The sequence below is a fragment of the Actinomadura fibrosa genome (assembly GCF_900659615.1).
Taxonomy (GTDB): Bacteria; Actinomycetota; Actinomycetes; order Streptosporangiales; family Streptosporangiaceae; genus Spirillospora; species Spirillospora fibrosa.
Genome location: NZ_CAACUY010000014.1, coordinates 75,751 through 97,991 on the forward strand (window position 1 = coordinate 75,751; position 22,241 = coordinate 97,991).

The 22,241-nt window shown below is 72.3% G+C and carries 21 protein-coding genes; 14 read left to right on the forward strand and 7 right to left on the reverse strand.

What is annotated here, in order from left to right; genetic code table 11:
* Window positions 1-113: 113 nt before the first annotated feature.
* Together E1300_RS08350 and bldC are read left to right on the forward strand one after the other, a co-directional pair.
* The gene (locus tag E1300_RS08350) at window positions 114-1,028 is read left to right on the forward strand and encodes a DUF8083 family protein (protein WP_131756291.1); all 915 of its coding nucleotides are present in this window, start codon (window positions 114-116) and stop codon (window positions 1,026-1,028) included.
* A 274-nt stretch (window positions 1,029-1,302) separates the two neighbouring features.
* On the forward strand, window positions 1,303-1,506 hold the full coding sequence (gene bldC, locus E1300_RS08355; RefSeq protein ID WP_012850682.1) for a developmental transcriptional regulator BldC: 204 nt from the start codon (window positions 1,303-1,305) through the stop codon (window positions 1,504-1,506).
* A gap of 373 nt (window positions 1,507-1,879) precedes the next feature.
* Here the strand turns inward: bldC and E1300_RS08360 are convergent, their stop codons facing one another.
* Window positions 1,880-2,575, reverse strand: coding sequence for a TetR/AcrR family transcriptional regulator (locus E1300_RS08360; protein ID WP_131756292.1), 696 nt, complete (start codon window positions 2,573-2,575; stop codon window positions 1,880-1,882).
* 383 nt (window positions 2,576-2,958) lie between these two features.
* Here E1300_RS08360 and E1300_RS08365 point away from each other — a divergent pair, with 383 nt between their 5' ends.
* The 3 genes from E1300_RS08365 (at window position 2,959) to E1300_RS08375 (ending at window position 5,641) form a co-directional block, all read left to right on the forward strand.
* A complete protein-coding gene (locus E1300_RS08365) occupies window positions 2,959-4,074 on the forward strand; it encodes a LacI family DNA-binding transcriptional regulator (protein WP_370784544.1) in 1,116 nt (371 codons plus the stop codon).
* A gap of 347 nt (window positions 4,075-4,421) precedes the next feature.
* Window positions 4,422-4,658: a hypothetical protein gene (locus E1300_RS08370; RefSeq protein WP_131756293.1), complete on the forward strand. Its 237-nt coding sequence runs from the start codon at window positions 4,422-4,424 to the stop codon at window positions 4,656-4,658.
* A 128-nt stretch (window positions 4,659-4,786) separates the two neighbouring features.
* On the forward strand, window positions 4,787-5,641 hold the full coding sequence (locus tag E1300_RS08375; protein WP_306440643.1) for an N-acetylmuramoyl-L-alanine amidase: 855 nt from the start codon (window positions 4,787-4,789) through the stop codon (window positions 5,639-5,641).
* Between the two features lie 52 nt (window positions 5,642-5,693).
* Here E1300_RS08375 and E1300_RS08380 read toward each other — a convergent pair whose 3' ends face one another.
* Window positions 5,694-6,188 carry a beta-class carbonic anhydrase gene (locus E1300_RS08380; protein ID WP_131756294.1) on the reverse strand — a complete coding sequence of 165 codons (495 nt, stop codon included), beginning with the start codon at window positions 6,186-6,188 and terminating at the stop codon, window positions 5,694-5,696.
* A 139-nt stretch (window positions 6,189-6,327) separates the two neighbouring features.
* Here E1300_RS08380 and E1300_RS08385 point away from each other — a divergent pair, with 139 nt between their 5' ends.
* A complete protein-coding gene (locus tag E1300_RS08385) occupies window positions 6,328-7,914 on the forward strand; it encodes a DUF7059 domain-containing protein (protein WP_131756295.1) in 1,587 nt (528 codons plus the stop codon).
* Here E1300_RS08385 and E1300_RS08390 read toward each other — a convergent pair whose 3' ends face one another.
* A complete protein-coding gene (locus E1300_RS08390; RefSeq protein ID WP_131756296.1) occupies window positions 7,915-8,988 on the reverse strand; it encodes a quinone-dependent dihydroorotate dehydrogenase in 1,074 nt (357 codons plus the stop codon). It abuts the gene before it with no gap.
* Between the two features lie 40 nt (window positions 8,989-9,028).
* Window positions 9,029-10,114: a hypothetical protein gene (locus E1300_RS08395; RefSeq protein WP_131756297.1), complete on the reverse strand. Its 1,086-nt coding sequence runs from the start codon at window positions 10,112-10,114 to the stop codon at window positions 9,029-9,031.
* Between the two features lie 213 nt (window positions 10,115-10,327).
* Here E1300_RS08395 and E1300_RS08400 point away from each other — a divergent pair, with 213 nt between their 5' ends.
* From E1300_RS08400 to E1300_RS08425, 6 genes are all read left to right on the forward strand, one after another.
* On the forward strand, window positions 10,328-11,338 hold the full coding sequence (locus E1300_RS08400; protein WP_131756298.1) for a hypothetical protein: 1,011 nt from the start codon (window positions 10,328-10,330) through the stop codon (window positions 11,336-11,338).
* A 363-nt stretch (window positions 11,339-11,701) separates the two neighbouring features.
* Window positions 11,702-13,114 carry an extracellular solute-binding protein gene (locus E1300_RS08405; protein WP_131756299.1) on the forward strand — a complete coding sequence of 471 codons (1,413 nt, stop codon included), beginning with the start codon at window positions 11,702-11,704 and terminating at the stop codon, window positions 13,112-13,114.
* Window positions 13,115-13,127: 13 nt separating this feature from the next.
* Window positions 13,128-14,066: a carbohydrate ABC transporter permease gene (locus E1300_RS08410; RefSeq protein WP_131756300.1), complete on the forward strand. Its 939-nt coding sequence runs from the start codon at window positions 13,128-13,130 to the stop codon at window positions 14,064-14,066.
* Window positions 14,066-14,896, forward strand: coding sequence for a carbohydrate ABC transporter permease (locus tag E1300_RS08415; protein WP_131756301.1), 831 nt, complete (start codon window positions 14,066-14,068; stop codon window positions 14,894-14,896). The genes E1300_RS08410 and E1300_RS08415 overlap by 1 nt, the downstream gene beginning before the upstream one ends.
* Before the next feature lie 20 nt (window positions 14,897-14,916).
* Window positions 14,917-16,182: an ABC transporter ATP-binding protein gene (locus E1300_RS08420; RefSeq protein ID WP_131756302.1), complete on the forward strand. Its 1,266-nt coding sequence runs from the start codon at window positions 14,917-14,919 to the stop codon at window positions 16,180-16,182.
* A 317-nt stretch (window positions 16,183-16,499) separates the two neighbouring features.
* Window positions 16,500-17,186, forward strand: coding sequence for a class I SAM-dependent methyltransferase (locus tag E1300_RS08425; protein ID WP_242619016.1), 687 nt, complete (start codon window positions 16,500-16,502; stop codon window positions 17,184-17,186).
* Window positions 17,187-17,210: 24 nt separating this feature from the next.
* Here E1300_RS08425 and E1300_RS08430 read toward each other — a convergent pair whose 3' ends face one another.
* On the reverse strand, window positions 17,211-18,236 hold the full coding sequence (locus tag E1300_RS08430; RefSeq protein ID WP_131756304.1) for a helix-turn-helix domain-containing protein: 1,026 nt from the start codon (window positions 18,234-18,236) through the stop codon (window positions 17,211-17,213).
* Window positions 18,237-18,614: 378 nt separating this feature from the next.
* On the opposite strand from E1300_RS08430, the gene E1300_RS08435 reads away from it, so the two are divergent.
* Together E1300_RS08435 and E1300_RS08440 are read left to right on the forward strand one after the other, a co-directional pair.
* The gene (locus E1300_RS08435; RefSeq protein ID WP_131756305.1) at window positions 18,615-19,196 is read left to right on the forward strand and encodes an NlpC/P60 family protein; all 582 of its coding nucleotides are present in this window, start codon (window positions 18,615-18,617) and stop codon (window positions 19,194-19,196) included.
* Window positions 19,197-19,303: 107 nt separating this feature from the next.
* Window positions 19,304-20,338: an MFS transporter gene (locus E1300_RS08440; RefSeq protein WP_131756306.1), complete on the forward strand. Its 1,035-nt coding sequence runs from the start codon at window positions 19,304-19,306 to the stop codon at window positions 20,336-20,338.
* Between the two features lie 8 nt (window positions 20,339-20,346).
* On the opposite strand, the gene fahA is transcribed toward E1300_RS08440, so the two are convergent.
* Window positions 20,347-21,522 (reverse strand): fumarylacetoacetase, encoded by a 1,176-nt coding sequence (gene fahA, locus E1300_RS08445; RefSeq protein ID WP_131756307.1) that lies wholly within the window; start codon window positions 21,520-21,522, stop codon window positions 20,347-20,349.
* Window positions 21,519-22,241: hypothetical protein (locus tag E1300_RS49890; RefSeq protein ID WP_165502737.1), on the reverse strand; the 723-nt coding region annotated here is incomplete at its 5' end. The genes fahA and E1300_RS49890, both read right to left, overlap by 4 nt.

The following is a 22,241-nucleotide window of genomic DNA, read 5'->3' on the forward strand; positions in this document are numbered from 1 at the left end:
GTCCCCGGGCGTATTCGCCGGTGCGGTGACCGCCTCCCGCGGCGAGGTAACACGGCCGTCTCGGTGGCCCGGACGCGCCGTCGGCGCGGACGGTCCCGTGCCACGATGCGGTTGTGTTTCCGTACGCCGCGTACTTACGGGTATATGAACCGGTGACCGCCTTCCCGGAACCGGCGCGGACCCTGTGGACGGCCTACGCCGACTCCAGGAGGCGCCCCCGGCGGATCCAGGCGCTCGGGGCGGAGCACCGCGGCGCCGCGCACCGGCTCGTCGCCCGGCCCCCCGAAGTGGTGCCCGACCGGGAGAGCAGGGACGCCTACGTGCGGCGGTCCGGCGACATGATCTTCGTGTGCCCGTGGGAGACGCGGCTGCGCTCCTGGCTGGCGTTCGAGCGCTTCCGGACGGAGCAGTCGGCGAGCGTCGCGGCCGCGTTCGTCCCCCCGGTCGTCGCGGAGCGGGCGATACGCGAGTTCGAGCAGTGGAAGCTGCTCGGCCGGCCGCTGCGCCCCTCGATCCTGACCAGCACCTGGCACGTCCCCCTGGCCTGGTTCGTGCCGTTCGCCCGTACGGAGCGGTGCCTGATGCTCGGCGCGCCCGGCACGGGCTACCGCAAGACGGACGACGCGCTCAACGAACACGCAGGTCATGGCCCTGCGACGGCCGCTCGGGCGCGTACCCTCATCTACGTCACCTCGATGGGGGAGGCGCGGCGCAGGATCGCCGCCGCCCTGCCCGTGGTGCGCGGCGACCTCGGCGGACGGGGCGGGACCGTCCCGCTGTCGGCCGGGGCGCTGGAGACGGTCGGCCGCTGGCTCGGCGAGTTCCACCCGCGCGCGCTGGTCGAGCTCGACTACGGCGGTCTCGTGCACCTCCTGGACGACGTCAGCCTCCGCGCCGACGAGTCGGTGGCCGAGACGGCCGTGGCGCTCGCCGCGATGGAGCGCGGTGAGGTCGAGCTGGCCGTCGCGATGTACAAGCGTCTCCTCGCGCGGTGGCGCCCCGTACGGGCGCTGGAATCGGCGAACTAAAACAAATTTCCCGAATCCGCGCGCGATACGACTATACGTGTCGCTAGAATCACGCAGCGTGACCCGTTGGCCACCCGAGACGCGCAGCTCCCCGCGCCCGCGGGGATGTTTGCACGCAACTACCGCCAGGAACTTGCTTGTTGCGCTGAGTGGTGGCAAGGTTACACGTTGTGATGTCATAGTGGCTCTTTCGGGCCATAGGGGACATCAGTGAACCGCGCGAGGATCAATCGCAGGATCGCTGTCATCGGTCCATGGAGGAGAGGCCGCAAACATGTCAGCACGTACGCCAGAGGCCGAGCCCCTGCTGACGCCGGCGGAGGTGGCGACGATGTTCCGCGTCGACCCCAAGACCGTCACGCGGTGGGCGAAGGCCGGAAAGCTCACGTCCATCCGCACGCTCGGCGGGCACCGGCGCTACCGCGAGGCGGAAGTGCGGGCGCTGCTGGCGGGAATCCCGCAGCAGCGATCGGAGTAGGTCTCCGGCCGGCGGGGCTCCCGCCGGAACCGCCGGGCGCGCCCGGCGGAGCAGTGGGGGGTCAGGAGGCCGCTGGGCGACCTCGCGCGTCGACTGCACGCGAGGATGGTCCAGAGGCCTCCTGAACGACAAGGTCAGGGCCGCGGTACTCCGAGAACCGCGGTCCAAGGCCGGATGCCGTGAACACGGACGTCCCGCCCGCGAACCACGGGCGGGACGTTCGCATGCCATCCGGCCACTGTTTCCTACCGAACCGTGCCCGCTCGGCCCGCGTACAGCGCATGATCGCGGACCGCAGGCGCGGGATGTCGGAGTGTGTCCGGTTTGGGACGCGTGCGACGGAAGCGACCACAAGAGGACAGATGGACGTTCCTCAGGACTTCGGTTCCAGCTCTTCCTGAGCCAGCCGGTCGAAGAGGGCGCCCGTGCCCGGGTCGTGGCGTCCGGCCACGTGCAGCAGCACCACGAGCTGGTCGACCAGCAGGCTCTCCAGCTCCGGGCGGGTCACGTCGCGGTTCTCCAGCCAGTCCAGCCCGGCGGTCTCCACCGACGCCATCCATGAACGCAGCGTGATGCGGAGGATGGGCGGCGGCGCGTCCACGTCCAGGGCGTGCAGGATGCGGCCGAGCAGCAGCTGGCGGATCCCGTCGACGATCTCGCCGACCTCGCCCGACCGGTCCGCCGGGCCCCCGCGGAGCAGCGCCGTGAAGCCCGCGGCGTGGCTCTCCACGAAGTCGAAGTACCGCTCCAGCGAGACGCGCAGGCGGTCGAGCGGCGACCCCTCGGTGGGCGGTTCGAGCAGCACGGACAGTTGCTTCGCGGCGCTGCCGAGCGCCGCGATGTACAGCTCGTACTTGCCGCCGAAGTAGTGGTAGACCAGCGCCCGCGAGGCGCCCGCCGCGGCCGCGACGTCGTCGATCGAGATGTCCTCGGGCGGCCGGGTGCTGAACAGCTGCAGCGCCGCCTCGATCAGTTCGTCCCGCCGCTCGTCGACGCTGAGCCTGCGGCGTCCTCGCCCGCCGCCCTGCCGGCTCCGCGCCTTCCCGCCGGCCACCGCACGATCTCCCACCTGGGCAGCGTATCCGAGGCCGGACGGCCGCAGGCGCCGTCCGCGGAGGGCCTCCGGCGGTTTCGCCGGGCCGCCGTCCCCGCCATGATCGCCCGGCGTCCCTGCTCCGCAGGGTGACGGCGCCCCGTCCCGCCGGCCGGGCGGGGGGTGGGGATTCCGCCTCCGCGCGGCGGTGTTCATGCCCCGGCGCGCCTGTGATCCAGAACACCACTGCCCTGAACTGCCATTGGCGGACGCCCGTTACTCACTGTTGCGACGATATGGGGTGAAGGCGAGGCATCATGGCATCTCCTCCCGAGCGGAGGAAGGCGCGACGACTCCCCGCAACGGATCCCCGGAGCGCCGTCACGGCAGGTCCCGCAGGCCCCCCTGGACGGAGTGCCATGTCAGCTGGTGAAGGAAGCCCCCCGCACAACAGGCCGGTGCCGGGAGAGGGCGCGGTGCCCCCGCCGCGCAACGGCCCCTCTTCCCCCGGGCGCGGTGACGAGGGGAGGAGCGTCCCCGCGCCGAAACCGACGATCCGCAACGTCGCGGAGCGCGCCGGCGTGTCCAAGTCGCTGGTCTCCCTGGTCATGCGGGGCTCGCCGCATGTGAGCGAACGCAGGCGGCAGGCCGTCCTCCAGGCGGCGCGCGAGCTCGGCTACCGGCCCAACGCCGTGGCGCGCAGCCTGGTGGAGGGACGCACCCGGCTCATCGGCGCGATCGTCGCCGACCTGCACAACCCGTTCTTCGCCGAGTTCCTGGACGGCCTCCAGGAGAGCCTGCACGGTGCCGGGCTCCGGATGCTCGTGGGCAGCGGCCGCTGGGACCCGCTCTTCGAGGCGGAGGCGGTCGAGGCGTTCCTGGAGATGCGGGTGGACGGCCTCGTCCTGCTCAGCGTCGTCCCGGAGTCCCTCAAGGAGGCGGCGGCCAGCGTCCCGGTGGTCGTGGTCGGGGAGCGGGACGTCGTCGGAGTGGACATCGTCGTCGACGACGACGAGCTCGGCGCGAGCCTCGCCGTCGACCACCTCGTCGAGCTGGGGCACCGGCGCATCGCGCACATCGAGGGGGCGCGCTCGACCACCGCGCGCTACCGGCGCGCCGGATACGAGAAGGCGATGCGGAGGCACGACCTGACCGACGAGATCGTCGTCGAGCCCGGCGACTTCACCGAGGAGGGCGGCTACCGGGCCACCCGGGCGCTGCTGCGCCGCGACCCCCGGCCCACCGCGATCTTCGCGCCGAACGACCTCGTGGCGACCGGCGCGCTGTCGGCCGCGGACGAGCTGGAGATGCCGGTGCCGGCCCAGCTGTCGATCGTCGGGTACGACAACACGCACCTCGCCGCGATCCGGCACATCTCGCTGACGAGCGTGGACCAGCCCCGCCGGGACATGGGACGCGTGGCGGCCGAGCTGCTGACGGCGCGGATCGGCGATCCGGCGCGGGTCGCCCGGCAGAACCTCGTGGTCCCGCACCTGGTCGTGCGGTCGACGACGGGCCCCGCCCCCGTCCTGTAGCGGCCGTCCCGCGACGGTCGCCGCCACGCCCCGCACCTGCGGCGCTCCCCGACCCCCCGCCCCTCCACGGCTCCCCAATCACGTTCCGGGCGACGGCCGGCCGCGCGCAGACGTCCCCGAGGTGCGCGCGGGGTCGATCGTTCCTCGAACTGGTGCGCCCCTGGTAAGAGGCTGGCCAAGCCTGCCGCATTCGCCGGGCCCCTGGCCGCCGCCGGGGGGTTAATGGACTCACTGTTCGGCGGGCCGGGGGAAACCCGGCCTGGGCGGTCTCGGGGGGAGGCCGTCCGGGCCGGGCGCCGCCGGACGGACGCGGGGAAGGGACATGTCCACCCAGGGGGGTTCAGCTCGTGCGTGATCCGGAACTGGTGTCGTGCGCGCAGCGCGCGGCGAACGAATTGGAGCGCGCGTGGTCGGAGTGGCGGCACGCGCGCGGCCTGGCCGAGCAGGTGTCGGAGTCCGTCGCCAGCTACGTGGCCCACTCGATCGACCACCCGTGGGGGCGGCCCCGCGTGGTGCTGGGCCTCGACGCGGAGGAGGCGCGCGCCCTCGCCGCGCTGCTCGGCAAGGAGGACCCGCTCCGCTGACCCGCCGCGAGGGGCCGCTTCGGGGACCGATGCCGAGCCCGTCCACTTTCCCGGACTTCGTTTGACGTACCGCGGTCGACGTGCAGACTGTCAGGGTCGGTAACGAAGCCATCACGGAGGACGGGCCTGTGCGCATCCATCGAGGCGGTCCGGCGGCCGCCGGTCTCGCACTGTGCCTCGGCGTGCTCTCCGCCTGCGGCGGCTCGTCCGCCGACGGCGCGGGGCGGTCCGACGCCCCGCCCACCGCGGGCGGTACGGGGGCCGGCACGGCGGGGACCGAGGGCACGCGGGGCGAGCCGGCGGCACCGGAGTCCGCGGCCGGCGCGCCGCTGCGCGGCAAGGTCATCGTGATCGACCCCGGGCACAACGGGGGGAACGCCGCGCATCCGTCCGAGATCAACAAGCAGGTGCCGATCGGGAACGGCACGAAGGAGTGCGACACGACCGGCACGAGCACGAACGCCGGCTACAACGAGCATGCCTTCACCTGGGACGTCTCGAACCGGCTGAGCAGGCTGCTCAGGGCCGAGGGCGCGAAGGTCACGCTCACCCGGAAGAACGACACCGGTGTCGGGCCGTGCATCACCGAGCGGGCCGCGATCGGGAACCGGCTGAACGCCGACGCCGCGCTGTCCGTGCACGCGGACGGCGCCGCCGCGTCCGGGCACGGCTTCCACATCATCGAGCCGATCGCGGTGCCGGGCCACAACGCCAAGGCGGTGCCGGCGTCCCTCAGGCTGGGCAAGGCGATCCGTGACGCCTACCACTCGGGCACCGGCGTCCCCTACTCGACCTACATCGGCCAGAACGGGCTCGACCGGCGCAGCGACCTCGGCGGCCTGAACCTGTCCACGGTGCCGAAGGTCTTCATCGAGTGCGGCAACATGCGCAACTCCGCCGAGGCCGCCAACCTGTCGAGCGCGTCGTTCCGCCAGCGCATCGCCGAGTCCCTGGCCAAGGGTTTCGAGGCATACTTCTCCTGACCCCGGCGCTTCTTCTGACCCGCCGCGCCCGCCGACGCTGCCGGCGGGTGGGTCAGGGCTTCACCTCGCGCAGGCGGCCCGTCGTGACGTCGTAGACGAAGCCGCGCACCTGGTCGGTGTGCGGGATGAACGGGTCGGCCTTGACGCGGCCGATCGACTGCCGGACGTCCTCGTCGAGGTCGGTGAACGCCTCGGCGGACCAGTCGGGCTTCAGGCCCGTCTCGCGCTGGATGTCGGCCTTGAAGGCGTCGTCGGTGAACGTGAGCATGCCGCAGTCGGTGTGGTGGATCAGGATGATCTCGCGGGTGCCGAGCAGCCGCTGGCTGATGGCGAGGCTGCGGCGCTCGTCCGCGGTGATCACTCCGCCGGCGTTGCGGATGACGTGCGCGTCGCCCTCCTCCAGGCCGAGGACGCCGTAGGGGTTGAGGCGGGCGTCCATGCACGCGACCACGGCGACGCCCTTGGCGGGCGGCAGGGGAAGGTCGCCCTTGCTGAAGGACTCGGCGTACCGCTCGGCGTTGGCGAGGAGCTCGTCCGTCACGCTCATGATGGGTTCCGTTCGATCGGTCGGGTGCCTGCCCCTCCGACCTTTTCCTACTTAACCGGTAGTGTCAATGGGTAATCGGCCGGGAACTCGCCGTTCGCCGTGGGCGGTCAGCGGCTCGCGGAACGGGCAGGATGGGCGGATGCCCGATCTTCGTCTCCCCCTTGACCGTGCCCGTATGGACCGCGTCCGCGCCGCTCTCGAAGGGGCCGGATACACCGTCGGAGGCGTGCGCGCGCTGCTCGGCCCGGTCGCGGGCGGTGCGCTGGCGCGGGACGAGATCGTCCCCGGCCTGCGCGCCATCGCCGGTGGATCACCCCTGGAGGTCCTGACCAGGCTGTTCTGGCTCCAGGTGCCCGTGGACGCGGCGCCCCTCGAAGCGGCGTCCGAGGCCCCGGGCTTCGTGGACGACCTCGTCGCCGCCGGCCTGGTCGAGAGGTCCGGCGGCGAGGTACGGGCCCGGCTGCATGTCGAGCCGCTGGAGTCCGTCGTCCCCGAGCCGCCGGGCGCCGCGGACGGTGGCGGGCACGCCGGGTACGTCGTCTCCGACCTCAAGGTGCGGCCGGGATCAGGCGACGTCGTGGCGCCCGATCATGTCGTCGGGGCGGGCGGCGCCTCGGGGAACCTGGCCCGCCTGGTTGTCCACAGGGCTGTGGACAACGCTCTCGATCTCGGGACGGGATGCGGGGTGCAGGCGGTGCACCTCGCGCGCCGCGGCGGGGCGCGGACCGTCACCGCCACGGACGTCAACCCGCGGGCGCTCGACCTCGCCGCGATGAGCTTCGCGCTGTCCGGGGTCGAGGGCGCGGAGCTGCTGGAGGGGTCGTTCCTGGAGCCGGTCCGGGACCGCCGCTTCGACCTGATCGTGTCGAACCCGCCGTTCGTCGTGGCGCCGTCCGGCGACCGCCGCTTCACCTACCGCGAGTCCGGGATGCCGGGGGACGACTTCTGCCGGAGGCTGGTCGCCGAGGCGCGGGGACTGCTCGACGACGGCGGATACTGCCAGCTCCTGGCCAACTGGCTGCACGTCGACGGCGTCCCGTGGGACGAGCGCGTCGGCGCCTGGGCGGAAGAGTCGGGATGCGACGCGTGGGTCGTCCAGCGCGACGTCCAGGACCCGGCGGAGTACGCCGAGCTCTGGCTGCGGGACTCGTGCGAGGCCGGAACGCCGGAGTACCGGACGCGGTACGGGGCGTGGCTCGACCACTTCGAGCGGCACGGCGTCACGGGCGTCGGCTTCGGCTGGATCACGCTCAGGCGGGGCGGCGCGGAGCGTCCGGCGATCCGGGTCGAGGAGATCCGGCACGCCGTCGAGCAACCCGTCGGCGCCTACGCCGCGGCCGTCCTGGACGGCCTCGCGGCCGCCCGGGAGTTTTCCACAGCCTGTGGAGAACTGGGGATGAAGGGGGCCGGCGCGGAGCCGGACGCGGGCGCGCTGGGCGCCGCGATGCTGCGCACCGCGGCCGGGGTCGTCCAGGAGCAGATCGGCCCGCCGGGCGCCGAGGACCCCGAGCGGATCGTCCTGCGCCAGACCGAGCGGCTGCGCCGCGCCGCCGGGGTCGGGACGATCGAGGCCGCCCTCGCCGGAGTGTGCGACGGCACGCTGCCGCTGGCACCCCTCCTCGACGCCATCGCGCAGCTCACCGGCACGGACCCGGCGCAGGCACGCGCGCACGCGGCGGCCGTCCTGCCGGAACTGGTGGCCGACGGCTTCTTCGAGCTGCCCTGATCACGCGCCGCGGGCGGCGGCGACGGTGGGGAAGGCGCTGCCGCGCAGGCGGCGGGACAGGTCGCGCTGGACGCGGTGCGCCCACAGCGGGCCACCGTAGATCATCCCCGTGTAGCCCTGCACGAGCGTGGCGCCGGCGCGGATCCGCTCCCAGACGTCGTCGGCCGTCTCGACACCGCCGACCGAGACGAGGACGAGGCGGTCCCCGGTGCGGGCGCGCAGGCGGCGCAGCACCTCGATGGACCGCTCCTTCAGCGGGGCGCCGGAGAGCCCGCCGGTCTCGCCGGTGAGCTCGGGCGCGCTGCGCAGGCCGTCCCGGCCGATGGTGGTGTTGGTGGCGATGATGCCGTCCAGGCCGAGGTCGAGCGCGAGGTCGGCGACCGCGTCGACGTCGGTGTCGGCGAGATCCGGAGCGATCTTGACGAGCAGCGGGACGCGGCGCGGCGCGGACCGGTCGGCGGCCTCGCGGACCGCCGCGAGCAGCGGGCGCAGGTGCTCCACGGCCTGGAGGTTCCGCAGTCCCGGCGTGTTCGGGCTGCTGACGTTCACGACGAGGTAGTCGGCGTGCGGGGCGAGCCGCTCGGTGCTCGCGACGTAGTCGGCGGCGGCCTCGCCCTCCGGGACGGCCTTGGTCTTGCCGATGTTGACGCCGACGACCGTCCCGCGCCGCCGGTTCCGCAGCCGCTCGGCCGCGGCCTCGGAGCCCTGGTTGTTGAACCCCATCCGGTTGACGACCGCGCGGTCCGCGACCAGCCGGAACAGCCGCGGCCGGGGGTTGCCCGGCTGCGGCCGTCCCGTCACGGTGCCGATCTCGACGTGCCCGAAGCCGAACGCGCCGAGCGCGTCGTAGGCCACGGCGTCCTTGTCGAAGCCCGCGGCGAGGCCGAGCGGGCTCGGGAAGTCCAGCCCGAGCGCGCGGACGGACAGCGCGGGATCGCGCGGCGCGAGGAGGCGGCGGAGCAGCGGCACGGCGCCCGGCACCGCCTGGACCGCGCGGAGCGCCCGCAGCGTCAGGTGGTGCACGGACTCCGCGGGCGCGCGGGTGATGACCAGTGAGAACAGGAGTCGATACATCGCGCGCCCAGTATTCCAGCCCTGCCGGCGGCCCTGCCGATCAGCGGCCCCGGAAGGTCCGGCGGAGCGTGAGGCGGACGTCCCGGCTCGTCTCGCGCATCGTCCGCCGCGCCGACCGGAGGGGGTCGCGGACGGTCACGCGCCACGTCTCCCGGACGAACCCCGCGATGGGACGCACGACGTGCACCCTGACCCACCGAGCCGGGGCGACGACCAGCGCGCGCCACACCTGCCACACCCAGCGAGCGGGGATGACGACGAGGGTTCGCCAGAGCCAGCGGAGAACGCGGGCGGCGAGGCGCCACGTCCCGGCGACACCGAGGCCGATCGGCCTGAGGACGTACCGCCACACGGCGCGGCCCGGCAGCACGAACAGGACGTGTCCGGCCCAGGCCAGCCCGCGTCCGATGCCTCGGGCGAGCCAGGCGAGCCCACGGAGCGGCGGACGCAGGACGTACCGCCACAGCAGCACGGCGGGCAGCACGACGAGTGTGGCGAGCAGCCAGCCGAGCCCCGCTCCGATGCCCGCGACCAGGAGCGCGAGCCCACGGCCGACGACGCGCCCGGCCCAGGCCAGACCGCGCCCGAGCCACGCCAGACCGCGCCCGAGGAAGCGGAGCGGGATCAGCACGACCACGCTGATCACGACACCGAGCACCGCACCGGCGCCGCGCGCCAGGGCGGCGACCAGCCGTCCGATCGGGGCGAGCACGGTGCGGTAGAGCCAGCGGGCCGCCCGTCCGGTCACGCGGCCGAGGAACCGCACTGCGCCGAGGACCACGGTGACCAGCAGCCACCGCACCGGCCGGATGAGGACGACGTCGAGCAGGCGGCCGATACCGGAGGCGATCGCCCTGATCACGGCGGCGACCGGCCGTCCGAGGAAGGCGAGGCCCCGTCCCACCAGCAGGACCAGGTCGTGGAGGAGCCGGAACGGGATCAGGACGACCAGCGCGATGACGCGCGCCGGGATCACGATCCACGCGGGCCCGGCGGACCGGTCCGGGAGCCGGTCGGCCGCGGTGGGCGCCGGCCCGGCGCCGGGGAACGATCCGGCCGGCGCCGGCGGCTCCTTGCGCAGGTCGACGGAGACGCCCGCGGCGGCGGGGGGTTCGGGGGTGGCCACATCTACCTCGCGACCGGTCGGTTGCTCTGCCTGCGGATCTGACCCGCTTCGCGGCCCGGCGGTTCCATTCCGGGCGCGGAGAGGGTTGAACCCGGCCCGCGTCCATCACCGTACTGCTCCTCGATCCGGGCAAGCGGTGCGGCCGCTTCACCTCGATCGGACGAGTGGGACCTGGACCGGAGCCGGGGCCCAGACCGACATGGAGGACACGACATGGAATTCCCACGTTGGGCGATCCCCGCCGCGGCCGCCCTGACCGCGACCGGACTGGTGCTCACCGCGTGCGGGCAGGAGACCGCGGGCAAGCAGCAGAACGCGGCGGCCGGAGCGAAGACGGAGCCCTCCGCCTCGGCGTCGCCGTCGGAGCCCGCCGCGGAGCCGACCACGCTGGAGGTCGCGAGCGTCACCAAGCTCGGCAAGGTCGTCACGGACGGCGAGGGCAAGACGCTCTACCGCTTCGACAACGACACCGCGCGCCCGCCCGCGTCCACCTGCACGAACGCGTGCGCGAAGGCGTGGCCGCCGGTGTGGGCCGGCACGGAGGACACCGAGGTCAAGGGCGTCGAGCAGTCGCTGGTCGGCAAGGTCAAGCGTCCCGACGGCAAGTGGCAGGTCACGCTCGGCGGGTGGCCGCTGTACCGGTACGCCAAGGACCAGAGCCCGGGCGACGTGAAGGGCCAGGGTGTCGGCGGCACCTGGTACGCCGCCGCGCCGACCGGCAAGAAGGCGCTGGCCGCCGCGCCGAAGAAGGCGCCGGCCGCGAACAACCGGTGGGCGGGCTGGACGGTCGTCAAGGCCAAGCAGGACCCGAAGCTCGGCCTGATCCTCACGGACGGCAAGGGCCGCACGCTCTACCGCTACGACAAGGACACGAACAAGCCGCCGAACTCCACCTGCTTCAAGGCGTGCAAGAAGGCGTGGCCGCCGGCCGTCTTCAACGGCTGGAAGAAGCTGAAGCTGGAGGGCGTCGACCGCAAGCTCGTGAACTTCATCGAGCGCAAGGACGACGGCAAGTGCCAGCTCACCATCAACGGCTGGCCGATGTACTACTACGAGAAGGACCTGAAGCCCGGCGACACCAACGGCCAGGGCGTCGGCGGCGTCTGGTGGGCCACCACCCCGGAGGGCAAGAAGGCCGCGGCCACCGGCGGTAGCGGCGGCGGCTCCGGGTCCGGCTCCGGGTCCGGTTCGGGCGGCTACGGCTCGGGCAGCGGCGGCTACTGAGCCGGCGGTTACTGAGCCGGTACTGCGCCAGGCCGCTTCCACAGGCGAAGGCGCGGGGGGCTCGCGGGTCGGTCGGGGTCCGCGAGCCTTCCGCGCCTTCTTTCTTTGGCGCCTTCGTCCCTCCTCCCCTCCTTCCCTTCGTGTCTCCGTCCCTTTCGCAGAAGTCCCCCGGTGACGTCCATTCCGGATTTATGCCTTTATGTGCCGGGTGTGCTTCGTGTTACCCGTGGGCTGGGTTCTCCTCACCGGGCGGGAATGGGATCTCGACAGGCCTGATGTCCGGTGTTCAGATGGAAACCGGTCCCGCCATGGCTTGCGGCCCGGCGAAGCGCCCGCGCGTGGTGGGAGGCTTCGGGAGGCCCGATGGTCGAGCGAGTCGGAACGGCTGGGAGCAGGACGGATTCCAGACGAACCGAATGGACCGATCCATTCAGCACGCGCCGGACGGGTGACCATCCGCCGGCATCGCCCCGGAAACAGCGAACCGGCCCATCCCGGACGCTCAGGAGCGCCGTCGCGCTGGCGCTCCTGGCGGGCGGGCTCGCCGCCTGCGGAGGCGGCGGCGGGACGCCGTCGCTGCGCTGGTATGTCAACCCCGACAACGGCGGCCAGGCGACGCTGGCCGCCGACTGCACGCGGGCCGCCGGCGGACGGTACAAGATCGACACCTCGGTGCTGCCGCTCGACGCCACGCAGCAGCGCGAGCAGCTCGTCCGGCGGCTCGCGGCGAAGGACTCCGGGCTCGACCTGATGAGCCTGGACCCGGTGTTCGTCGCGGAGGCCGCGAACGCCGGGTTCCTGCGCCCGTTCCCGGCGAGCGAGGCGGCGCAGTTCACCGACGGCGTGTTCCCGCCCGCCGTCCAGAGCTCCACCTGGGACGGGAAGCTCTACGCGGCGCCGTTCTGGGCCAACACCCAGCTGCTCTGGTACCGCAAGTCCGTCGCGCGGAAGGCCGGCGTCAACCCGGAGGCGCCCGGCTTCACCTGGGACAAGCTCATCGACGCGGCCCTGCGCACCAACACGACCGTGGGCGTGCAGGGGAACAAGTACGAGGGCTACATGGTGTGGATCAACGCCCTCATCGCGTCCGCCGGCGGGCAGATCATCACGAACGCCCAGAAGGGCGACGACGCGACGATCGACATCGACTCGCCCGCCGGCCGCCAGGCCGCGACGATCATCCAGCGGCTGGCCCGGTCGCGGGCGGCGAGCCCGACGCTGTCCACCGACATCGAGGAGCAGGCGCGGTCCCTGCTGAACGGCCCGCGCGGCGGCTTCATGGTCAACTGGGGCTACATCTGGCGGGCCGAGAACGGCGACGCCAAGGACGGGGTGATCTCGAAGAGCATCCCGTCCGACCTGGGCTGGGCCCGCTACCCGCAGGTCACCGCGGGGCAGCAGAGCAAGCCGCCGTTCGGCGGCATAGAGATCGGCATCGGCGCGTACGGCAAGCACCGCGACACCCTCGCGGTGGACGCGGTCAAGTGCATCACCTCCACCGCGAACCAGAAGAAGTACATGCTCGACTCGGGCAACCCGGCGGCCCGCGCCGCGGTCTACGACGACCCGCAGGTCAAGCGGGAGTTCCCGATGGCCGGGCTGATCCGCGACTCGATCACCACGGCGGCGCCCCGCCCGATCACGCCCTACTACACCGACGTCTCCGGCGCCGTGCAGAGCCGGTGGCATCCCCCCGCGTCGGTGAACCCGGCGACGACGCCGCGCCGGTCCGACTCGTTCATCCGCCAGGTCCTGCGCGACCAGGCCCTGCTCTGAGAGGGGACGGACGATGACCGCAGTGGACACCGCCCCGGCGGCCGGACGGCCGCGCGCCGGACGCGTCGAGATCTCCGACCGGAGCCGCGCCGAACGCCGCCTCGGGCTGCTCCTGTCCGCCCCCGCCGTGATCGTGATGCTGCTCGTGACCGCGTACCCGCTGGTCAACGCGCTGTACCTGTCGCTGTTCAGCTACCGGCTCACCGCCCCGGACGACCGCCGGTTCGTCGGCCTCGCCAACTACGGGACGGCGCTGTCGGACCCGCTGTTCTGGCAGGACGTGCTCACCACGTTCGTCGTCACGTTCGTCACCGTGGCCGTCGAGCTGGTCATCGGGTTCGGGCTGGCGATGGTGATGCACCGCGCGCTGTTCGCGCGGCGGACCGTCCGGACCGCGATCCTGCTGCCGTACGGGATCGTCACCGTGATCTCGGCGTTCGCGTGGAAGTACGCCTTCGACCTCCAGTCGGGGTTCGTGAACGGCTGGTTCGGGCTCGGCGACTACGCCTGGTTCTCCGGCCGCTGGTCCTCGCTGTTCGTGATCTGCCTGTCGGAGATCTGGAAGACGACGCCGTTCATCTCGCTGCTGCTGCTCGCCGGGCTGGCGCAGGTGCCGCGCGACCTCGGCGAGGCCGCGACGGTGGACGGCGCCACGGCGTGGCAGCGGCTGCTCCGGGTGACGATCCCCAACATGAAGGCCGCGATCCTCGTCGCGGTGCTGTTCCGCACGCTCGACGCCTGGCGGATCTTCGACAACGTCTTCGTCATGACCGCCGGCCAGGAGAAGACCGAGACGTTCTCGTTCCTCACCTACCGGCAGACGATCACCCGGACGGCGATCGGGCTCGGGGACGCCGTCGGGGTCCTGCTGTTCCTGTCGGTGGTGCTGATCGCGGCCGTGTTCATCCGGGGCTTCCGGGTGGACCTGTCCCAGGTGCGAGGTGACCGGTGATGGAGTCGACCCGTTCCAAGTGGCTGTGGATCGCCGCGTCCGCGCTCATCCTCGTCTGGACGGTCTTCCCGATCCTGTGGATCGTGATGCTGTCCTTCAAGCGGCCCGGCGAGATCGGCAACCAGAAGGGCTTCCTGCCCCACGCCTGGACCTTCGAGAACTACCGGACGGTCTTCAGGACCGACCTGTTCACCGCGGCGCTCGTCAACTCGATCGGCATCTCGCTGATCGCGACGTTCGTCGGCGTCGTGTTCGCGACGCTCGTCGCGTACGCGATCGCCAGGCTGGAGTTCCCCGGCAAGAAGGCGATCCTGTCGTTCGCGCTCGCGATCGCGATGTTCCCCGTCGTGTCGCTGGTCGGCCCGCTGTTCAACCTGTGGCGGGACATCGGCCTCTACGACACCTGGCCCGGCCTGATCATCCCCTACATCTCGTTCGCGCTGCCGCTCGCCATCTGGACGCTGTCGGCGTTCTTCCGCGAGATCCCGTGGGAGATGGAGCAGGCGGCGCAGGTCGACGGCGCCACCACCTGGCAGGCGTTCCGCAAGGTGATCGTCCCGCTGGCGGCGCCGGGCGTGTTCACCGCCGCGATCCTCACCTTCTTCTTCTGCTGGAACGACTTCGTCTTCGGCATCTCGCTGACCTCCACCGACAACGCCCGCCCCGTCCCGGCGGCGCTGGCGTTCTTCACCGGGGAGTCGCAGTTCGAGCAGCCCACCACCGCCATCTGCGCGGCGGCGGTCGTCGTGACCGTCCCCGTCGTCGTCATCGTCCTGCTGTTCCAGCGCCGCATCGTCGCCGGGCTGACGTCCGGCGCCGTCAAGGGCTGAGCCGAGGCTCGGAGGCAACCATGGCCGCCATCTCCATGAAGAACATCGTCAAGCTGTACGGCGACGGCTTCCCGGCCGTGAACGAGGTGTCCCTGGACGTGCGGGACGGCGAGTTCATGATCCTGGTCGGCCCGTCCGGATGCGGGAAGTCCACGCTGCTGCGGATGATCGTCGGGCTGGAGGACATCACGTCCGGCGAGATGCGCATCGGCGAGCGGGTCGTCAACAAGATCGCGCCGCGGGCGCGGAACCTGTCGATGGTCTTCCAGAACTACGCGCTCTACCCGCACCTCACCGTCTTCGAGAACATCGCGTTCCCGCTGCGGCTCGCCAAGGTGCCCGGCGACGAGGTCCAGCGCCGCGTCACCGAGACCGCCGAGCTGCTGGAGCTCACCGAGCACCTTGAGCGCAAGCCCGCGCACCTGTCCGGCGGGCAGCGGCAGCGCGTCGCGATGGGCCGCGCGATCGTCCGGCAGGCCGACGCGTTCCTGTTCGACGAGCCGCTGTCCAACCTGGACGCGAAGCTGCGCGGGCAGATGCGCACCGAGATCTCCCGGCTCCAGCGGCGGCTCGGCGTCACCACCGTCTACGTCACGCACGACCAGACGGAGGCGATGACGCTCGGCGACCGCGTCGCGGTGCTGCGCAGGGGCGTCCTCCAGCAGGTCGGCAGCCCGCGCGAGCTGTACGAGGAGCCCGTCAACCTGTTCGTCGCCGGGTTCATCGGCTCGCCGTCGATGAACTTCCTGCCCGCGTCCGTGGACCGGAGCGCGGACGGCGCCTCCCTCCACACCCCGCTCGGCCGCTTCGAGCTGCGCGACCCCCGCAAGGCCGCCGCGATCGGCGAACGCGAGGTCGTGCTCGTCGGCATCCGTCCCGAGCACTTCGAGGACGCCCTGCTCGTCGGGGAGGAGAAGCGGCTGCGGGGCAGCATCGTCCAGGCCCGGGTGGACGTGACCGAATGGCTCGGCAACGAGCTGTACGCCTACGTCCCGTACGAGGCCCCGCCCGACGTCGCCGCGCAGCTGCGCGACCTGTCGCGCGAGCTGGACAGCGACCAGCTCCGCACCCAGGCCGTCGTCGCGCTGGACGCCGGGAGCCTCATCACGGCGGGCCACGACGCGGACCTGTGGATCGACACCTCCCGCATCCACATCTTCGACCCGGCCACCGGGACGAACCTGACCCGCGACGAGGAGCGCGTCGCGGAGCTCAGCCGCGTCGCCGAGCAGTCCCGCGACGCCCAGCGCCGCGCGCAACGCGAGGCCCCCGACCCGGCCGCCTGAAGCACGGCATACGCCCGTCCCCTTGACCGCCCTGGTGGAACGACACACCCAGCTCCACCAGGGCGGATTCATGCACGCCCCGGCCAGGGGCGCTGAACCGACCGCCTCCATGGCCAGGATCGGCCTCGCCCCCTGAGAAGATCAGACGGACCGCCTCCGAACGACATCACGAACTACCGGGGACGCCGGGAACGCGTCAACGGAAACCCGGCGACCGCCGCCCGCGACGACTTCGTCTCCGCCCGGCCCGCCGCGCGCGTCGGCCTGACCGAGTCCGGCCGTCCATCGAGATGATCTTGTCTGGCACGATCGGTGGCATGTACGAGCGCTTCGCCCACGAGTACGCCGCCCACGCCGAGACCAGCGCCCACAACGCCCTCTACGACCGCCCCGCCGTCCTCGGCCTCGCCGGCGACGTCGCGGGCAAGGCGGTGTTCGACGCCGCCTGCGGCCCCGGTCTCTACGCGCGCGAACTCCTGGACCGCGGCGCCCACGTCAGCGGCTGCGACGCGTCCCCCACCTTCGTCGAGATGGCCCGCGCCCGCACCGGAGGCCGGGCCGACATCCGCCTGCACGACCTCTCGACGCCCCTCACCTGGGTCCCGTCCGACTCCGTGGACCTCGTCGTCCTCGCGCTCGCCATCCACTACATCGACGACCGGGTGGCCCTCCTCCGCGAGTTCCGCCGCATCCTCACACCGGACGGCACCCTCGTGCTCTCCACGGAACACCCCACCACCGCGTGGCTCCGCCTAGGCGGCTCTTACTTCACGTCCGAACCCGTCGAGGAGTCCCTCAGCCCCAAGTCGGACTGGCCCATCCGCGCCTGGCGCCGGCCCCTCACCGCCATCTGCGACGAGTTCCGGGAAGCGGGCCTCCTCATCGAGACCCTCCTCGAACCCCGCCCCGCCCCGGAGATGGCCGACCACTACCCGGACGACCACGCCAAGCTGGAGGAGTTCCCCGCCTTCATCGCCTTCAGGCTCGTCCCGAGGCACACCTGAGCGGAGCCTCAGCCGACCGGAGCCTCAGCCGACCGGATCCTCATGCAGGTTCTTCGGCCGGCAGGCCTGGAAGGGACCGCCCTCGCGCGGGACGTCCCGGCGGATCAGATGGTCCGTCCCATAGCCCCGCCGCTGCTGGTACGCCCAGTAGGCGGTGTGGGACGCGTCCGTCCACCGCTCGAAGATCATCACTTCCCGCCGGTTCGCGTCCCCGGTCGCGTTGATGACGAGATCGCCCGGCCCCAGCGACGACGCCGGGACGCGGCGGCAGTAGGACGCCACGAGCGCCGCCGAGTTCGGCCCCGGCTTCGGCAGCCCCAGCGCCATGGACGCGTAGCCCGACCCGTCCGTCCGGTACCCCTGGAAGCTGGCCGCCTGGTCGTACGGCACCCGTCCCGCCGCGTGCGGATGCCACGTCCGGGCACGCGCGATGACGTCCCGCCGGATCACCGGCGCGGGAGCCGACCCACCGGCGAGCGCGGGCGCCGCGCCGGTCGGCTTGCCGGAAGCCGGGGACCCGTCCGGCCCGGACTTCAACGTCGCCCCGAGCGCCATGCCCGCCGCCCCGGCCGTGAGCGCGCACCCGACGATCGCACCGGCGAACAGCAGCCGTTGCCGCCGTCCCGTCCGGAAGCCGACCGTGTCCTTGCCGTCCCCCTGCGCGGGATCACCGCCGTCGCCCGCCACCGGGACCGCCTGCACGTGGTCATCGGTTGCCGTGTCCGGCCGTTCGGGCACGGTGACCGGCGCGTCCGTCGTCTCTGAGGACGCGGGCGACCGCCTGGCCTGATCGGCGACCTCCCACAGGACCTCCAGCCGCCGCCGGTCCGCACCGCACAGCGCCGCCAGCGCCCCCACCGCGTCCATCGGGATCCACGTCTCGCCGCTGAGCCACCGCCCCCACGACGACCGGCTCGCGTGGGTCTTGCGCTCCAGAGCACGGAGGTCGTAGCCCGACTCCTCCTTCAACCCGCGCAGCTCCGTGAGCAGCAGGCGCACGGGCTCGGGCAGGTCGTCGCGCAGTGGAGTCGCTGGTCGGCTTCGGCTCATTCCGGTTACTCCCGCAGGTCACACCGTCGGTTCGGCACCGGTCCGCCGACGTCGCTCAAGGCCCCGGTCGGCCGCCCATTATGCCCAGATCCACTCTCGCCATGGCCGAATCCAGAAACCATCACACTGCGTTGGCGCATGCGCACGAGCCGTGAACCCCATAGTGCCCCGAAATTGCGTCCCATTGTCCCGGCGCCGTCCCGCTCCAGGTGGCGTCCCAGCAGGTCAGAGCTGTCCCGCGGTCCCCATGTCCCAACCTCGGACGGATCCGAGGCGAACCCGCCGCGGCGCTGCCTAAAGTCTGCCGAGTCGATCGACAGCGACTCCAACCGCCGTTTGAGGCGGCACAATTCCACGACCATTCATGGAGGATTACCCATGGCTTCCCCCCGAGCCATTCTCATCGGCGTCAGCTCGCTGGCCCTCGCCGGCGGCACCGCGTTCGGCCTCTACGGCGTCTCCAGCCCGTCCTCGCACCCGGCCGCCGCGCAGGGCGCCCAGCTCCAGTCCGCCGACCAGGCCGTCACCGCCGCCGCCGTCCCGAAGGTGACCCGCGCCCAGGTGATCGCGAACGCCAAGACGTGGCACCCGCACACGAGCAAGCGGGTCCCCTACAGCCAGAACAAGACCCACGGCGGCTACCGCACCGACTGCTCGGGCTACGCGTCCATGGCGCTGCGGCTCCCGAAGCCCGGCCCCAACACGGTCGGCCTGGCCTCGTCGAAGTACAGCAAGCGCATCAAGCTGTCCCAGCTCCAGAAGGGCGACCTGATCATCGACGCGATCGGGAGCAACACCACCCGGCACGTGGTGATCTTCGAGAAGTGGGCCAACAGCAAGCACACCTCGTACTGGGCCTACGAGCAGCGCGGCGGCTACGGCACCGACCACCGCACCCGCACCTACGGCCTGTCCTCGGGCAGCCAGTACAAGCCGTACCGCCCCCTCAACATCAAGTGACCTGACCCCTCCCCCCAGGAGACGCCCGGCCGAAGCTCCCTCGGCCGGGCGTCTCCGCCTTCACGCCCGCGGTTCACCTCCCGCCCCCGATGAGCTGAACTCGACGCATGAAGCAGCCGCGCCCATGGCGCGCCCGGGTGTTCCTCGGAGGCCAGGCGACCTCGCTTCTCGGTGACGGGATGGCGCTGCCGGCCGTCCCGCTGCTGGTCCTCGAACTCACCCGCGACCCGCTGCTCGTCGCCCTCTCGGCCGCCTCCAAGACCCTCGGACTCCTGTGCGTGGGCCTCCCCGCCGGAGTACTGGTCGACCGGTGCGACCCGTGGCGGGTCCTCATGCTGGCGGACGCGCTGAGAGCCGCCCTGTCCGGCGCCCTGTTCGCCTTGGCGGCGACCGGAACCGCGAGCGTCGGAGCGATCCTCGTCCTCAGCGTCGCGGGCGGCGCCTGCCAGGTGTTCTTCGAGACGGCTCTGATGGTCGTGGTCAAGGACCTGTTCCCCGAGCCCGGACTCATCCGCGCGAACGCCGCCATCGAACTCGCCAGGCAGATGTCACTGATCCTCGGCCCCGCCGCCGTCGGCGTGCTCGCGGCGTCCGGCGATCTCCCCCTCGCACTGCTGATCAACGCGCTGACCTTCGTCGTCTCGCTGGCAAGCCTGGTCGCCGTCCGGCAACGCTCGCCGCGACCGCGCCCGCTTGTCTCCGGGCCACGCCTACGGGGAATGCTCCACGACTTCGTGGACGGGCTTCGCTTCCTGCTGTCCGTCCGTCTGCTCGTGGTCATGACGGCGCTGCAAATGGTGGTCAACCTCTGCCTGAGCGTGGAACGGCTCATCGTCTACTACGCCCGCGACACCCTCCACCTCTCCCCGACCGCCGTCAGCATCGCCGTGGCCTCCGGAGGCGTCGCCAGCGTGGTCAACCGAACCCAGCGGCAGCACCTGGTGCCCCGCGAACTGCTGGGCCGGATCACCGGCACGGTGAGACTGCTCTTCCTCGCGGTCGACCCGCTCGGAGTAGTGGTGGCCGGCGCCCTCACCGGCGCACTGGACGGTGATCCACGTCCCGTCTTCGCAGGCGCCGGAGCCGTGGTCGTCACCGCCACGATCGTCGCCTGGTACGCCGACCTCCGCAGGTACCGGTAAGGCCGTGCTCAGGGGTTGGCGGGGAGGACGCGTCCGCGGACTTCGCCTAGGGCTATGCGGGTGCCTCGTGGGCCCGGGGCGGTAGCGGAGATGGCGACCTCGTCGCCGTCCTCTAGGAAGGTGCGTTTTTCGCCGTTCACCTCGATGGGCTCCTTGCCGCCCCAGCTCAGTTCGATGAAGGCGCCACGCTCCTGCTTCAGCGGGCCGGAGACCGTTCCGGAGGCGAAGAGGTCGCCGGTGCGGGACGAGGCTCCGTTCACCGTCATGTGCGCGAGCATCTGCGCGGGTGACCAGTACATCTCCCTGTAGGGCGGACGGGAGACCACCTGGCCGTTCCACTCGACGACGAGGTCGAGGTCGAGTCCCCATGGGTTCTTCTCGCGGAGGTAGGGGAGCGGCTCGGGGTCCTGGGGCGGTGTCGGGACGCGGGCGGCTTCCAGGGCGAGGAGGGGCACGACCCAAGGGGAGATGGACGTCGCGAAGCTCTTGCCCAGGAACGGGCCGAGCGGGACGTACTCCCAGGCTTGGATGTCCCGTGCCGACCAGTCGTTGAGCAGGACGACGCCGAAGACGCGCTGGTCGAACTCGTCCACGCTGACGGGGGTGCCCAAGGGGGAACCGGAGCCGACGATGAAGCCGACCTCTGCCTCGATGTCCAGACGGCGGCACGGGCCGTAGGACGGTGATGTTTCGTCCGGGGCTTTGCGCTGGCCGCTGGGGCGGACGATGTCCGTGCCGGACGGGACGACCGTTCCGGCGCGGCCGTGGTAGCCGACCGGGAGGTGCTTCCAGTTCGGCATCAGGGGTTCGGCGTCGGGGCGGAAAAGGCGGCCGAGGTTGGACGCGTGGTGCTCGGAGGCGTAGAAGTCGACGTAGTCGGCGACCTCGATCGGCAGGTGCATGGTGACCGCGCCGATGGGGTGGACGGCGGTGTCGGGGACGTCGTCGGAGACGAGGTCCAGGATCTGCTCGCGGACCTCCACCCAGCGTTCGTGTCCCTGCGCCATGAAGGCGTTGAGGGTCGGCTGGGCGAAAACGTCGTCGTCGAGCGCTACCGCGAGGTCCACCACCGTGTCGGCCACGCGGACGCCGACGCGGGGCGCGGTGCCGGGGGTGGAGAAGACGGCGTAGGGGAGGTTGGTGAGCCCGTACGGGGAGTCGGCGGGGATGGAGATGCGGGTCATCGGATGTCCTCGGTGATCGCGGTCGGGAGCAGCCCGAGGTCCGCGAGCTCGGTCAGGGGGTCGGTGATGCTGCACGTCCCGAACGACTGGAAGCGGGCGCGGGCGGCGGCGACGCGGGAGGCGGGGAGGGCGGCGACGCGGGCGGCGACGGCCGGGGCGTCGCGGTCGGCGAGGAGCGCGGCCAGGTCCGCGGCCGGACGGCCGTCGAGCGCGGCGTCGGTGGCGAGCAGCAGGTTGAGGAATCCGTGCTGGTCGACGCCCGTTTCCGGGTCGGTCGCGCGGACGGGGTGGTGGAGCCCGGCGGTGGCCTTGAACGGCACGCCGGCGTCCACCGCGGCCTTGACCGCGGCGGCCAGCTCGCCCGGGGACGGGTAGAGGTCGGCGGTCACGCCGCCGGTGCGGAACTTCGCGCGGTGCCCAGCGGACGCGAGCGCGGCGATGACCGCGGGACGGCGCTCGTCGCGGGGGACCTCGACGTAGACCGGGACGTCCTCGCGGCCGGCGCGGGCGCGGTCGAGCGCGCGGAAGAACTCGGCGGGCGCCGTCTCGGCGGGGACGGCGACCTCAAGTGCCCGGACGTCGACGGGCAGCCCGGCCGCGGCGGCGAGGGCGTCGGCGACCTGCGCCGGGCCGCCGGGTGCCGTGACCGCGAGGTCCACCTTCCCGTCGGCGAGCAGCGGCGCGAGCTCGTCCAGCGCGGGGGCGGGCAGGACGAGCGG

What these genes read in the sequence shown, in the direction of transcription:
- E1300_RS08425 (WP_242619016.1), top strand. Translation starts at nt 16,500, where the DNA reads ATGTACGAGCGCTTCGCCCACGAGTACGCCGCCCACGCCGAGACCAGC.
- E1300_RS08380 (WP_131756294.1), bottom strand. Translation starts at nt 6,188, where the DNA reads ATGAGCGTGACGGACGAGCTCCTCGCCAACGCCGAGCGGTACGCCGAG.
- E1300_RS08390 (WP_131756296.1), bottom strand. Translation starts at nt 8,988, where the DNA reads ATGTATCGACTCCTGTTCTCACTGGTCATCACCCGCGCGCCCGCGGAG.
- E1300_RS08435 (WP_131756305.1), top strand. Translation starts at nt 18,615, where the DNA reads ATGGCTTCCCCCCGAGCCATTCTCATCGGCGTCAGCTCGCTGGCCCTC.
- bldC (WP_012850682.1), top strand. Translation starts at nt 1,303, where the DNA reads ATGTCAGCACGTACGCCAGAGGCCGAGCCCCTGCTGACGCCGGCGGAG.
- E1300_RS08440 (WP_131756306.1), top strand. Translation starts at nt 19,304, where the DNA reads ATGAAGCAGCCGCGCCCATGGCGCGCCCGGGTGTTCCTCGGAGGCCAG.
- E1300_RS08415 (WP_131756301.1), top strand. Translation starts at nt 14,066, where the DNA reads ATGGAGTCGACCCGTTCCAAGTGGCTGTGGATCGCCGCGTCCGCGCTC.
- E1300_RS08365 (WP_370784544.1), top strand. Translation starts at nt 2,959, where the DNA reads ATGTCAGCTGGTGAAGGAAGCCCCCCGCACAACAGGCCGGTGCCGGGA.
- E1300_RS08405 (WP_131756299.1), top strand. Translation starts at nt 11,702, where the DNA reads ATGGTCGAGCGAGTCGGAACGGCTGGGAGCAGGACGGATTCCAGACGA.
- E1300_RS08430 (WP_131756304.1), bottom strand. Translation starts at nt 18,236, where the DNA reads ATGAGCCGAAGCCGACCAGCGACTCCACTGCGCGACGACCTGCCCGAG.
- E1300_RS08400 (WP_131756298.1), top strand. Translation starts at nt 10,328, where the DNA reads ATGGAATTCCCACGTTGGGCGATCCCCGCCGCGGCCGCCCTGACCGCG.
- E1300_RS08420 (WP_131756302.1), top strand. Translation starts at nt 14,917, where the DNA reads ATGGCCGCCATCTCCATGAAGAACATCGTCAAGCTGTACGGCGACGGC.
- fahA (WP_131756307.1), bottom strand. Translation starts at nt 21,522, where the DNA reads ATGACCCGCATCTCCATCCCCGCCGACTCCCCGTACGGGCTCACCAAC.
- E1300_RS08410 (WP_131756300.1), top strand. Translation starts at nt 13,128, where the DNA reads ATGACCGCAGTGGACACCGCCCCGGCGGCCGGACGGCCGCGCGCCGGA.
- E1300_RS08385 (WP_131756295.1), top strand. Translation starts at nt 6,328, where the DNA reads ATGCCCGATCTTCGTCTCCCCCTTGACCGTGCCCGTATGGACCGCGTC.